Below are 12,901 nucleotides of genomic sequence, written 5' to 3' on the forward strand. Positions count from 1 at the left end.
ATGGTGATCACAGATCTTGATGGCCTGCCCGCAGACGAGCAGTATCGCGCCCTCAATGGGTGGGGCACCCTGTCCGCCCAATCCATCCGGATCGTGGACTACGCGGCGGACTTCACCCGAGTCAGGGTGCGGCTCGATCTCACGTCGGAGAACGCGAACTACATGGGTACAGCCTTCGGCGGGTCACTGTTCTCCATGATCGATCCATTCCTCGTTGTGATGGCGAAGAATCAGCTCGGGTCGTCGTACGTCGTCTGGGACAAGGCCGCCGAAATCACGTTCGTTGCGCCGGGCGTGGGGCCCGTCGAAGCCCTGATCGAACTGAACCCGTCGGTCGTCGAAGAGATCCGCCTCGCTGCGAGCGACGGTGCCAAAGTGCTCCGCTGGTTCGATATCGACGTGCGCGACACTGAAGACTCAGTGGTTGCGAGTGTCCGACGCCAGCTCTACGTCCGCGAGCGCAGGGAGTCAACCGCCCCGTAAGGTTCGGTCTTCTGGCGCATCTGAACGCGCACCGAATCGGATGGTAGCGGACTGCGTTCACTCGTCGCCGCGTGGACGGTCGATCGATCGAAATTGAGGGACTCTGAGATGAACGGGACACCGTCGGCTGACAATACCGTGACCCGGAGTGGGCGCAGAGCAGACCAGCAAAGCGCCGGCCGCCCTCCGGTGCGACCAGCACCCTCGAGCCGGGATGGAGCGGAGCGGACTGCCTCCCGTCTCTCGACCCTCGTCCGAGTCGGACTCGCGCGGGTCCCGCGTGCGATCGTGAACCTCGTCCTTCGGCTGAGGAGTTCGAAGCGCGTCTTCCGTAGCCGAAAGAGATCCGCGGACGCGCGATTGCGAGCAAGCCTCCGCCCACGCCGATACGGCCCGCCGCGGCGGGTGCTGCGGCGGGCTTCTGTCTCGGTGCGTCGCTCCGTACACGACTGGCCCGTCTACACGGTGCAAGCCAGGCATCGACAGGCTTCGCGGGTTGACGTGCTCTACTTTCACGGGGGTGCGTATGTTGAGGAGATCACCGCGACGCATTGGCTGTTCATCGAACAGCTCGTCCACCGGACGGGCGCGCGCGTGATCGTGCCGATCTATCCGCTTGCCCCCTTGAGTACGGCCGCGCGTACCGTCCCTCGATTAGTGGATCTCTTCGCACTTCTCGCTGATGCGGGTGGTTCGCGCGGGCTCGTAGTCATGGGCGACTCGGCTGGCGGCGGGCTTGCCCTCGCCGTGGCGCAGCAGTTGCGGGATCGACACTTTCGACTCCCCGATCGACTCATCCTCATCTCGCCCTGGCTCGACGTGGAAATGTCCCACGCTCGTGCACGCGAGATCGAGCCTCGCGATCCGATGCTCGCCATTCCGGGGCTGAGGGACGCCGGAATGGCCTATGCCGGGGAGTTGCAGCACACGGATCCGCTCGTCAGTCCCCTGTACGGAGACCTCGAGGGTCTACCGCCCGTGATGTGCTTCACAGGGACGGCCGACCTGCTAAACCCCGACGCTGTCAGATTGGCCGAGAAGCTGAACGACCCGGCGATGATCAACCTGGAAGTCAGCGCGGGAGAGTTCCACGTGTATCCGCTGCTGCCCACGCCTGCCGGTGCGCGGGCGCGAACGCGGATCTTCCGGGCTCTCGAAACACTAGCCGCACAATCCGATTTCGCGGTCTAGGTCGCGTGCGACATCCCGGGGCCTCGGTATCACCCTGGGGGCGCTCTCCACGGGAGTGCTCACGCACGTCTCGCGCTCTGGGTGTGCCCGGCCGTCCGGAGAAGCCGCGATGCAGCTCGGACGGTACTGCTGTTCGGCGCAAGGGTGGTTTCTCCACGACATAGTTCGCGCTATCAGTGCGGAGATTCTTCGTTTAGAGTGCCGAAGTGGCCGCATCATGCGGGCACCTCGGGGAGCGTGAAGGAGCGTATCGATGGGGGGATCATCGAGCGCGCGTCGAACCCGCTCGACGAGCGCTGCGACGCACGCCCGGACCCGGCGGGAACTGCGCAAAGCCGTGATCCGTCTCAGCGTGTCGGCCGCTCTGATCGCCCTCGCGGGAGCGGTCGCTTCGTGCACCCCGTCCGCGCCCGAGAACCTCGTGACGTTCTGGTCGTTCACGGGGATCGGTCAGGGCCATCAGGTCGACGAGTTCCTCGCGGCGAACCCTGCAGCGAGCATCGAGTTGAGTGAGATCGGCACGTCGGCGGAGACGGCCGATGCGCTCACGGCGGCGCTCGCCGGCGGTGACGTGCCCGACCTCGTGCTCATCCAGGCCGACGACCTCCCGCGGTTCCTCTCCGTCCCCGGGGCATTCCGCGACCTCCGCGACTTCGGCGCCGCCGACCTCGGCGATCAGTACCTGGATTGGACCTGGAAAGCCGCGACCGCCCGCTCCGGCGAGATCATCGGGATCCCGACTGACGTGGGAGGGCTGTCGATCGCCTATCGTTCGGATCTCTTCGCGGCGGCGGGGCTTCCGACCGAGCCCGAGGATGTCGCGGCGCTGTGGACCTCGTGGGAGGACTTCATCGACGTCGGCCGGCGCTTCACCGCGACCAGCGGCATCCCGTTCGTCGACAACGTGAGCACCACGATCTTCGCCAACACGTCGAACCAGCTCCCCGTCAAGTACTACGGCGACGACGGCGACCTGGTCTACGCGACCAACCCCGACCTGCGGGATGCGTTCGACGTGGCCGTCGATGCGCACGACGCCGGGATCAGCGCGGGGCTCGCGTCGTTCTCGGCGGGGTGGTCCGCGGGCATGGCGGCCGGGCGCTTCGCAGTGGTCGCCGCACCCTCCTGGATGCTCCGGGTCATCCGCAACACCGCGCCCGACACCGCCGGCGACTGGCGCATCGCACCCGCGCCGGGCGTCGCGGGCAACTGGGGTGGCAGCTTCCTCGCCATCCCGGCCGGAGCGCGCAACCCCGAAGGTGCGTGGGACTACATCCGCCAGATGCAGTCGCCGACCGCACAGCTCGATCATTTCCTGGCGGGTGGCCCGCTCCCCGCGGCGCGCAGCGCATTCGCGAGCGAGGAGATGGGCGCCTACACCGACCCGTTCTTCGGCACCTCGGCGATCGGCAAGGTGCTGGGCGACTCCGTCACCTCCATGCCCGCTGTGACGCAGGGCGAGGAATCCACCGTGATCAGCACGGCGTTCCTCCGCGCGTTGATGGCGATGGAAGAGGGGGCCGTCGATCCGGACGCAGCGTGGGCGGAGGCGTTGCGGTCCGTCGACGTGGTGACCCGGTGAGCGTGGCGATCCGCCCGCACACCGCTCGCTCCGCGACCGCCGCGAGGTGGACGGCGGTCGCGCCCTACGTCTTCATCGCCCCGTTCGGGATCGTCTTCGCCGTGTTCGGTGTCGTGCCGATGCTCGCGACGATCGTGCTCGCGATGTCCGACGGGAACGTCTTCGGTGAGCAGCACTGGGTCGGCATCGACAACTTCACCCGCCTGCTCGACGATCCTCGTTTCTGGCTCGCGGCGCGAAACACGCTCGGGATCCTCGTCCTCGCGGTCGTCCCTCAGGTCGTCCTCGCGACCGTCCTGGCGCACACGATCGTCGGCTTCACCCGGCGGGCGGCCTTCACGCGGGTGTCGCTGCTGGTGCCGTACGTCACCTCGTCTGCCGCCGTGGCGCTGGTCGCGGCCCAGCTCGTCGACCGGGACTTCGGGCTTCTCAGCGCCTTCGCGCGGGCGGTGGGGGCGCCCGCGGTGGATCTGCTCTCGACCCCTCTCGGCTCGTGGGTGGCGATCGCGGGCATGATCACGTGGCGGTGGTTCGGGTTCACCACGCTTCTGATGGTGGCGGTGCTGGAGTCCGTTCCGCGCGAGATCTACGCTGCGGCGGAGGTCGACGGTGCCGGGTGGTGGTCTCAGCTGCGCTTCCTGAGTCTGCCGCTCCTCAGACCCGCGGTCGTTTTCAGCGGCGTGACCTCGATCGTCGCGGCGGTGCAGCTGTTCGCTGAGCCGTTGCTCGTTCGCCCGGGTGGAGTCACGTGCGGGCCTGCGCGCCAGTGCCAGACGCTCGCCCTGCTGGTATACGAGGTGGGCTTCCGCGAGTTCCAGTTCGGGTATGCGAGCGCCATCACCGTCGTGGTGCTCCTGTTGACCGTCGCCGCAGTCGGCCTGCTCGCCCTCGTCGGGCGGGTTCGGGCGATGCCGTGAGCAGGCGCACGCGGCATCGGCTCGCGACGGTGGCGCTGATCCTCGCGCCGGCCTGTGTCGTCTGCTGGCTGCCGCTTTGCTTCATGCTGGTCGTCGCGTCGCGCGAGTCCTCTGCCGCGACCACCTTTCCGCCGCCGCTCCTCCCGGGCGATCGGCTCCTCGCCAACATCGGCGCGGTGATGGAGCTCGTCCCGCTGGGCCGTGCTCTCGTCAACTCCTTCCTGGTCTCCGCGTCGGTGGCGACGGCTCAGGCGCTGCTGTGCGCGCTGGCGGGTTACGCATTCGCCAAGCTGCGGTTCCGGGGGCGCAGGACTCTGTTCGCGATCGTCCTCGTCGCGCTCGTCCTCCCGGTGCAGCTGGCCGTGATCCCCAACTTCCTGCTGATCTCCCGGCTCGGCTGGGGCGACACGCTGCAGGCGCTGATCGTGCCGGGACTGGCGAGCGCATTCGGGATCTTCTGGATGCGCCAGCACATCTCCGTCGCCCTCTCCGATGACGTGATCGCGGCGGCCGCCCTGGATGGGTGCGGCCCCGCCAAGACGTTCTGGCATGTGGGGCTTCCGATGGTCCTGCCGGGAACTGTCGTGCTGGGTGCGATCGTCTTCGTGTCGACCTGGACCGACTTCACGTGGCCGTTCATCGTTCTGCGGTCGCCCGGGACCAGCACCGTGCAGGTCGCACTCGCGGCGCTTCGCACGGACTACGGAGTCGACTACTCGCTCGCGTTCGCCGGCGCTCTGCTGGCGACAGTGCCGGTGCTCGTCTTCGCCGTCGTGCTCTCGGGGCGCCGCGCATGGCTGCGCGTCGACCGGTAGCCCCGCGCCGCAGGCCCGCGAATCGGAGGCCGCGCAAGGTTTATCGATCAACCTTGATCGATGTGGAAGAGCGGATCACGAGTTCGAACGGCATTCGTGGCGCCCGGGCGGGCGTTGATCCGCCGATCATCGCGATGAGGTGCGACACGGCGAGTTCTGCGAGGGCGTCGGCGTTCTGCCGGGTGGTCGTCAGCGGGGGCAGGAAGTGCCTTGAGTCGAGGTGGTCGTCGAACCCGATCACGCTCACGTCATGTGGGACGCGGATGCCGCGCGACCAGAGGCCGCGCACGACGCCCAGGGCGACGGAATCGTCGAAGGCCGCGATGGCGGTGGCTCCGCCCGCCAGCCAGGAGTCCGAGCCGACGCTGAAGCCGAAGTCGGCGGTCGCCTCGCCGATTACCGGTGCACGCGCTGTGATGCCGAGTCTGCGAAGCGCGTCGAGTCCGCCTCTCAGCCACGCGCCGGCGTGAAGGTGCTCGGGCGGCCCGCCGACGAACTGGATGTCGCGATGGCCCAATGCAGCCAGGTGATCGACGACCGTGGAGGCGCCTTGCGGGACGTCGGTCACGATCGTCGCGAGGTCGTCGATGGGCGTCGGGGCGATGAGCACCGTCGGCAGCCGCGGTGCGAGTCCGGCCACGTCGCGGAGGTCCACCCCGCGACCGGGGACGACGCAGATGCCCTCGACCTCCAGTGTCTCGAGATGCGCGACAGTTCCCGCCAGCCGGTGCGGTTCGGCCGCGACGCCCGACATGATCGGCGCGAAGCCCTCCCGCCGCAGGGCGAGCTCGATCGATCGAACACGCTCGGTCATCACCGGATGATCGGCGCCCTGGGCGGCGATCCCGATCCGACGCACCTGGCGGCCTGCGAGTATCTGCGCGACGCCGCTGGGGAGATACCCCATCGACTCGACGACCGCGAGCACCCGCGCGCGCGTCTCGGACGTCATGCCCGGTTGACCGTTGATCGCCCGGGAGACGGTGCTGTGGGACACGCCGGCCGCGGCGGCCACATCGTAGATGTTGGGTCGAGGGCGGTTCCTACGCGGAGGTCTGCGCGTCACGTCGGGCCTCTCTTTCGGTGCGGTGGGAGGATGAATCGAGTGGCGCGATTCGATTCGGATCGTACAACGCGCCTGGCGCGCGGGCTGTCGGCCGCGACTCGCAGGGCATCGGTGGGAGTTCGAAATGACGTGTACGCGTGGCTGAGCCTTCCGCGGCGCCACGTCGGTCCGCGACTCCCGTGACGATGCAGGATGTCGCCTCGCATGCGGGCGTCTCGGCGCAGACCGTCTCGAACGTCGTGAACGGCCGATCCAGCAGAGTCGGCCCCGACACGGTGGAACGCGTGACGCGCGCGATCGACGAACTGGGGTACCGGCTCAACCAGAGCGCCCGCTCGCTGCGGACAGGACGCAACGGGATCGTCGGGCTGGGTTTGCCGGTGTTCGCCTCCGAGTACTACGGCGAGCTCGCGGAGCGCCTGGCGACGCGATTCGCGGATCGCGGCATCCGTCTCGTCACCGAGAACACCGGCGGCGAGATCACCGCCGAGATCGAGACTTTCGCCGCGTCCCACCTCGAGACGTACGACGGTTTCGTGCTCGCCATCGCGGCCAGCGAGTCCACCGATCTGAGCCGTCTGCTGCCGTCGAAGCCGATCCTGCTGCTCGGGGAGCGGGCGCTCTCGACGCGATTCGACCACGTCCTCATGAACAACGTCGAGGGCGGACGCCTCGCCACCGAGCACCTGATCGAACGCGGTGCCCGGCGGATCGTGGCGCTCGGAGGGTCCCTCGCGGAGGGGGAGTCGGTGCACACCCTTCGGACTCAGGGCTACCTCGAGGCCCACGCGCAAGCCGGTCTGGCGGTCCTGCCGCCCCTGGTCGTGGAGAGCGGATTGGACATGGCGGATGGGTATGCGGTCGTCCGCGGGCTTGTCGAGCGCGGCGTGGAGTTCGACGCGGTGTTCGCCCTGACGGACTCCAGCGCGTTCGGCGCGCTGCGCGCCCTCCACGAGGTGCGGCGCCCCGTGCCCGACGAGGTGCAGGTGGTCGGATTCGACAACGTGCGCGCCGGCGCGTTCATGACACCCACCCTCACCTCGGTCGAGCCGGGCAACGACGAGATGGCGGATGCGATCGTCGAACTCATGTCGACGAGGCTCTCGCAATCGCGAACAGCCGCCCCTCGACGTGTGGTGGCGCCCGTGCGGCTCGTGTCGCGCGAGTCGACCCGGCGCTGAACGCGGCGCGGGAGCCTGGAGGCGGCATCCACAGGATGGGTCTTGCTTCGCCATCTTGTGACCGCTAACATCTGCAGAGGCAGAGCAAGGTTTATCGATCAATCAATCGAGAACCCCTCTGCCGACAGCGTTCGACCACCGGAGGTCGACGTGAAGCGGCCGCGCAGGTCAAGGAGGAAACTGTGCCCCACCAGACGAAGCCCACCATCGAGGGCGGGTATCGACCGCGGATGAGATACGTGCTGTCCGCACTCGTCATCGCCGCCCTGACGTTGAGCGGTGCCGGCATGACGACGGCGTCGGCGGCTGATACCGAGCTGATCACGAACGGCGGGTTCGAGAGCGGCCTGACGGGTTGGTTCGCGAACAACGGCAACGGGACGGACGGGGGCGCGCTCGCTGTCGTCTCCGACGCGTACTCGGGTGCGAGCGCCGTCCAGATCACGGGCCGCACCACGACGGGGTCGGGTCCGATGCAGGATCTGTCGGGCAAGGTGCAGTCGGGGCAGACGTATGCGGTCAGTGCCCGGGTGAAGTATGAGAACGCGGCCAGTCCGGCGACGAAGCAGTTCTTCGTGACGATGCACTACGGCGGCGGCACCTATACGAATCTGGCGACGGTGACCGCGACACGGGGGCAGTGGGCGCTGATCCAGGGCAACTTCACGATCCCCGCCACCCAGAGCACCTCGACGGCGCGGATCTTCGTGGAGACGCCGTGGACGCCGGCGCCGGGGGATGCCCCGACCACGCACTTGATGGACTTCACGGTGGACGACGTGTCGGTCACCGGGGTCGCGCCGCCGCCGCCGCCGAGCAAGACGATCGAGGTGGTCGGCAAGGAGCCGGGTAACCACAACCCGATCGTGTCGCACGAGTTCGGGGCGGACCCGTACGCGCTGACGTATGACGGCCGGGTGTACATCTACACGACGAACGACTCGCAGATGTGGGCGCCCGATGCGCAGGGCAACGTCGTGGAGAACACGTACAACATCCAGACGCTCAATGTCTGGTCGTCGGCGGACCTGGTGAACTGGACGGATCACGGCGATGCGATGGTCGCCGGGCCCAACGGGATCGCGACCTATGCGGGCTACTCCTGGGCGCCGGCGGCGGCGTGGAAGACGATCAACGGGCAGGACAAGTTTTTCCTGTACTTCGCGAACAGCGCCGGCGGCGTGGGCGTGCTGACGGCCGACTCGCCGGTGGGCCCGTGGACGGACCCGCTGGGTCACATGCTGGTGAGCGGGTCGACGCCGGGCGCGTCGGACGGTCAGAACTGGCTGTTCGATCCGGGTGTGGTGGTCGATGACCAGGGCAACGGCTACCTGTACTTCGGCGGCGGCGCGGTCGAGCGTGACCCGAACAACCCGAAGTCGACCCGAGTGATCCGCCTGGGTGCCGACATGATCAGCACGGTCGGTTCGGCGGAGGTCATCGACGCTCCCGCGGTGTTCGAGGCATCCCATGTGTTCGAGCGGGGCGGGAAGTACTACTACTCGTACTCGTCGAACTTCAGCTCCGGGACCACGCCCCGGCTGCCGGGGTACCCCGCGGACGGCGTGATCGCCTACATGATGGCCGACAGCCCGCTCGGCCCGTGGACGCCCGCGCAGTACAAGGGCGAGATCCTCGCGAACATGTACGGCTTCTTCGGCGTCGGCGGCAACAACCACCAGTCCTTCTTCGAACTCGGCGGCAAGTTCTACGTCGCGTACCACGCGCAGACGCTGAACAAGGCCGTGGCCGGTGGCGACGGGTCGAAGATCAAGGGCTACCGCAGCACCCATGTCAATGAGGTCTCGTTCAACGCGGACGGCACGATCAAACCCATCCAGGCCGACTACGCCGGTGCCGCGCAGATCGGCACGCTGGATGCGTACGCCGGTCAGGTCGAGGCCGAGACGCTCGCGTACCGCAAGGGTGTCGCCACGTCGATGCTGACCGACAAGACCCAGGCACCGCGCCTGTCGGTCACCGACATCGACACCGGCGACTGGACCGCACTGTCGCAGGTCGCGTTCGGAGCCGAGGGTGCCGCGACGGTGTCCGCGAAGGTCAAGCCGCTGCAGGCCGGCGGCGTCATCAAGGTCCGCGACGGCGGCCCCACCGGCACCGTGCTGGGAACCCTCGCCGTGACCGGCTCGACCGGCCAGTGGACCGACGTGACGGCATCCCTCGCCGGCGCGACCGGAACCAAGGACGTGTACTTCACGTTCGAGGGCCCGACCGGAGACCTCTTCGAGCTCGACTCCTGGTCGTTCACCGCGAACGCACCGGCGGCGCTCGACGTCTCGGCGACCACGGCTGCACGGTGCGTGGCCGGCAAGACGGTGCTCACCGTCACCGTCGCCAACGATGACACCGTCGCCTTCACCGCGGCCGTGACCACCGGCTACGGGGCGAAGACGTTCGACGCCGTCGCGCCCGGGAAGAAGGTCTCGCAGGCCTTCACCACCCGCGCAGCCAGCATCCCGGCAGGAACGCTCACCGTGCAGGCCACCGGCACCGTCGGCGGGACGCCCGTCACCACCCCGATCGACGTCGCCTACCCCGCATCCCACTGCGGATAGCACCCCGAGACGGGCGGAGACTCCACGTCGAGCCTCCGCCCGTCTCCCCGGCCCCCGCACCCCGGCCCGCCGGTATGCCGCGGGCCAGCACGCAACGAAATGCAATCACCCGAGAGTAAGGACTCAGCGATGAGCAACCCCCGAAACCTCCGGCGTCGGATCGTCTCGCTCGTGACCGTCGGCGCCCTCCTCGGCGCCGGTCTGGTCGCCGGCGCGACCGCGGCGAGCGGCGTCGAATCGCCGCTGCCCGACAAGTCGTACACATCGACCGACAACGGCGACGGCACCTACACGGTGCCCCTGCTGAACTCCGACGTGCCTGACGTCAGCGTGACGATGGTGCCGGCAGCGGAGAACGACGAGCACCGCGACATCTACTACATGATCTCGACCACGATGCACCTCAGCCCGGGTGCGCCGATCATGAAGTCCTACGACCTTGTGAACTGGGAGACCGTCAACTACGTCTACAACCGGCTCAGCATCGGCGACGCGCTCTCGCTGCGAAACGGCAAAGAGTCGTACGGACAGGGGCAGTGGGCATCCTCGATCCGCTACCACGACGGCAGGTTCTACGTCCTGTTCAACACCAACAACGTGAACGGCGCCTACCTCTTCACCACCGACGACGTCGACGACGGCGCATGGGAGAAGACCGCGCTGGGGCGCGGATTCCACGACCCGTCGCTGTTCTTCGACACCGACGGCACGCCCTACATCTTCTACGGCGCCGGGGGGACCAGCGCGGTCAAGCTGAGTGCGGACCTGAAGACCGTCGTCGCCGAGTACCCGAACATCTTCACCGCGAACGACTACGCCGGGCAGCCCTACATCGGCGGCCTGTTCGAGGGCGCACAGGTGTACAAGATCGGGGAGTACTACTACATCTTCATCGTCACCTGGCCGAGTGGTCAGGACCGGCAGGAAGTGGTGTTCCGCTCGAAGTACCTGCTCGGCAAGCACCAGGCGCCCGGCGGCACGAACACGTATGAGGCGCGCAGCGCGCTGAACTCGAACGGATTCGCGCAGGGCGGCCTGGTCGAGATCACACACAAGGACGCGGCATCCGACTGGTACGGCTTCTTCTTCCGCGATACGTACCCGACCGGCCGCATCCCCGCGCTGATCCCCGCCACGTGGACCGCCGGCTGGCCCACCTTCGGCACCAACGGCGTCGTGCCGTTCGGGGGCACGTTCGACAAGCCGATCCGCCTCACGCCGGCGCAGGAGAACCTCGAGCGGCAGAAGTCGGTGGTCGCCTCGGACGACTTCGACAACGACGCTGCGCACAAGGCGTACCTCGATGAGCAGTGGGAGATCCCCGCGGGGCCGAACATCGACCAGTCGAAGATCGGCGTCGAGCTGTTCCAGAACCCCGGGTTCGAGAGCGGGACGACCGGGTGGGCCGTCAACGACACCGCCACGCTGACCGCGGCGACCTCGGCGCATTCGGGCAGCGGTGCCGTCCAGGTCACGGCACGCGCCACTACCGGCTCCGGGCCGGTGCAGAACGTCACCGGCACGCTGCAGCACGGGGTGACCTACGACATCTCGGGCTGGGTGAAGTACGACAACGCGGCGAGCCCCGCCACCAAGCAGTTCTTCCTCACCGCGCGGTACGGCAACGGCACCTTCACCAACCTCGGCACCGGGACCGTCACCAAGGGGCAGTGGGGCAAGCTGACCGGCACGTTCACGGTTCCCGACACGCAGCCGCTGGACTCGGCGCAGATCTTCGTCGAGACACCGTGGACGCCGAGCCCCAGCGCCGACCCGAACACGCACCTCATGGACTTCGCCGTCGACGACGTGTCGCTCGTCGGGCGCCCCGCAACGACAGAGCTCCCGAACGCGGCGGAGATCGCCTTCAACGGCTCGACGCTCGACACGGCGTGGGAGTGGAACCACAACCCCGACAACCGCTACTGGTCGCTCACCGACCGCGACGGCTGGCTCCGGCTGACCGCCGGCAAGGCCGTGACCGGGGCATCCACGTACGCCAAGCTCTCGGCCCGCGACGAGCTCGCGTGGTTCGAGGAAGCCCGCAACACGCTGTCGCAGCGCACGTTCTCGCCCACGCAGTCGGTGGAGACGAAGCTGGACGTCTCGGCGATGAAGGACGGCGACGTCGCCGGCATCGCCACCTACATCCGCAGCTTCGCGTACGCGGCGGTGAAGAAGGTCGACGGGGAGTACACCCTCGGCGTCGTCTACCGGGGGCAGCCGTTCTCGGCGACCTTCGACCAGGCCGCTGCCGAATCGTTCGTTCCCGGCTCGACGGTCTCGCTCGGATCGAACCGCCAGGTCTCCCTGAAGGCCGACCTCGACTACGCCTCGAACAACGGCCAGCTCTATCTGCGCTACTACTACAGCTTCGACGGACAGCAGTGGTCGCAGCTCGGCCAGCGCACCGGGCCGCTCGAGATGGACTGGAGCCTGGCGCACTTCATGGGCTACCGCATGGGCCTGTTCAACTACGCGACGCAGAGCGCCGGCGGTTCGGTCGACTTCGACTACTACTACCTGAGCAGTGCGTTGACCGCCGACGGCCGGGCGGTCTCCGGCGCGAAGCTCGACGCGGCGATCGCGCAGGGCGCGGCACTCGACGAGAGCGACTACCCGGCGCAGGCTTGGGCTCAGTTCGAATCCGCCTACGACAAAGCGGTGGCCGCCAAAGCCGCAGGCTTCTCGACCCAGAACCAGGTCGATGCCCCCGCGAAGGCGCTCACCCGACAGATCGCCGAGCTCGCCGTCCTGAAAGAGGCGTCGGCTCCGACCGTCGACGCGTCGGTGACGACGACGTGGCGGTGCGTGGCGGGCAAGGCCGTGCTGACGGTGACCGTGACCAACGACGACGCGGTGCCGGTGAAGGCCGACGTCACGACGCCGTTCGGCACGAAGTCGTTCGCGAGCGTGGCTGCCGGCAAGTCGCAGTCGCAGGCGTTCACGACCCGCCTGAAGTCGGTCGAGGCCGGCACGGGCAGCGTGGTCGTGTCGGCGACGAAGGAGGACCAGCCGGTCTCGGCCACCCTCGACGCCGCCTACGCGGCGAACACCTGCTCGTAACCGGTCGGCGTCCCGCCCTCGGCA

9 protein-coding genes are annotated in these 12,901 nt (G+C 68.1%); 8 read left to right on the top strand and 1 reads right to left on the bottom strand.

Going from position 1 to position 12,901, the window contains the following annotated elements; translation table 11 throughout:
• The 5 genes from ACLBXX_RS16305 to ACLBXX_RS16325 all read left to right on the top strand — a co-directional run bounded on the left by ACLBXX_RS16305 (position 1) and on the right by ACLBXX_RS16325 (position 4,988).
• Positions 1-483, top strand: a complete 483-nt coding sequence (locus ACLBXX_RS16305; RefSeq protein ID WP_447658895.1) for a PaaI family thioesterase — start codon at positions 1-3, stop codon at positions 481-483.
• A gap of 501 nt (positions 484-984) precedes the next feature.
• Entirely contained in the window at positions 985-1,674 is a 690-nt protein-coding gene (locus ACLBXX_RS16310; protein ID WP_447658896.1) for an alpha/beta hydrolase fold domain-containing protein, read from the top strand.
• Positions 1,675-2,011: 337 nt separating this feature from the next.
• On the top strand, positions 2,012-3,256 hold the full coding sequence (locus ACLBXX_RS16315; protein WP_447658897.1) for an ABC transporter substrate-binding protein: 1,245 nt from the start codon (positions 2,012-2,014) through the stop codon (positions 3,254-3,256).
• Positions 3,253-4,173, top strand: coding sequence for a carbohydrate ABC transporter permease (locus tag ACLBXX_RS16320; protein ID WP_447658898.1), 921 nt, complete (start codon positions 3,253-3,255; stop codon positions 4,171-4,173). Before ACLBXX_RS16315 ends, ACLBXX_RS16320 begins: the two co-directional genes overlap by 4 nt.
• Positions 4,170-4,988 carry a carbohydrate ABC transporter permease gene (locus ACLBXX_RS16325; protein WP_447658899.1) on the top strand — a complete coding sequence of 273 codons (819 nt, stop codon included), beginning with the start codon at positions 4,170-4,172 and terminating at the stop codon, positions 4,986-4,988. The genes ACLBXX_RS16320 and ACLBXX_RS16325 overlap by 4 nt, the downstream gene beginning before the upstream one ends.
• Before the next feature lie 40 nt (positions 4,989-5,028).
• On the opposite strand, the gene ACLBXX_RS16330 is transcribed toward ACLBXX_RS16325, so the two are convergent.
• Positions 5,029-6,216, bottom strand: a complete 1,188-nt coding sequence (locus ACLBXX_RS16330; RefSeq protein WP_447658900.1) for a LacI family DNA-binding transcriptional regulator — start codon at positions 6,214-6,216, stop codon at positions 5,029-5,031.
• Between the two features lie 23 nt (positions 6,217-6,239).
• Here ACLBXX_RS16330 and ACLBXX_RS16335 point away from each other — a divergent pair, with 23 nt between their 5' ends.
• From ACLBXX_RS16335 to ACLBXX_RS16345, 3 genes are all read left to right on the top strand, one after another.
• Positions 6,240-7,235 carry a LacI family DNA-binding transcriptional regulator gene (locus ACLBXX_RS16335; RefSeq protein WP_447658917.1) on the top strand — a complete coding sequence of 332 codons (996 nt, stop codon included), beginning with the start codon at positions 6,240-6,242 and terminating at the stop codon, positions 7,233-7,235.
• A gap of 182 nt (positions 7,236-7,417) precedes the next feature.
• On the top strand, positions 7,418-9,811 hold the full coding sequence (locus ACLBXX_RS16340) for a family 43 glycosylhydrolase (protein WP_447658901.1): 2,394 nt from the start codon (positions 7,418-7,420) through the stop codon (positions 9,809-9,811).
• Positions 9,812-9,940: 129 nt separating this feature from the next.
• Positions 9,941-12,877: a beta-xylosidase family glycoside hydrolase gene (locus ACLBXX_RS16345; RefSeq protein WP_447658902.1), complete on the top strand. Its 2,937-nt coding sequence runs from the start codon at positions 9,941-9,943 to the stop codon at positions 12,875-12,877.
• Positions 12,878-12,901 lie beyond the last annotated feature (24 nt).

It is taken from the genome of Microbacterium sp. C23T, from assembly GCF_053345975.1.

Bases quoted from the DNA above. Each gene is read 5' to 3' on its own strand.
- ACLBXX_RS16305 (WP_447658895.1), top strand. From the start codon at position 1: ATGGTGATCACAGATCTTGATGGCCTGCCCGCAGACGAGCAGTATCGC.
- ACLBXX_RS16335 (WP_447658917.1), top strand. From the start codon at position 6,240: ATGCAGGATGTCGCCTCGCATGCGGGCGTCTCGGCGCAGACCGTCTCG.
- ACLBXX_RS16345 (WP_447658902.1), top strand. From the start codon at position 9,941: ATGAGCAACCCCCGAAACCTCCGGCGTCGGATCGTCTCGCTCGTGACC.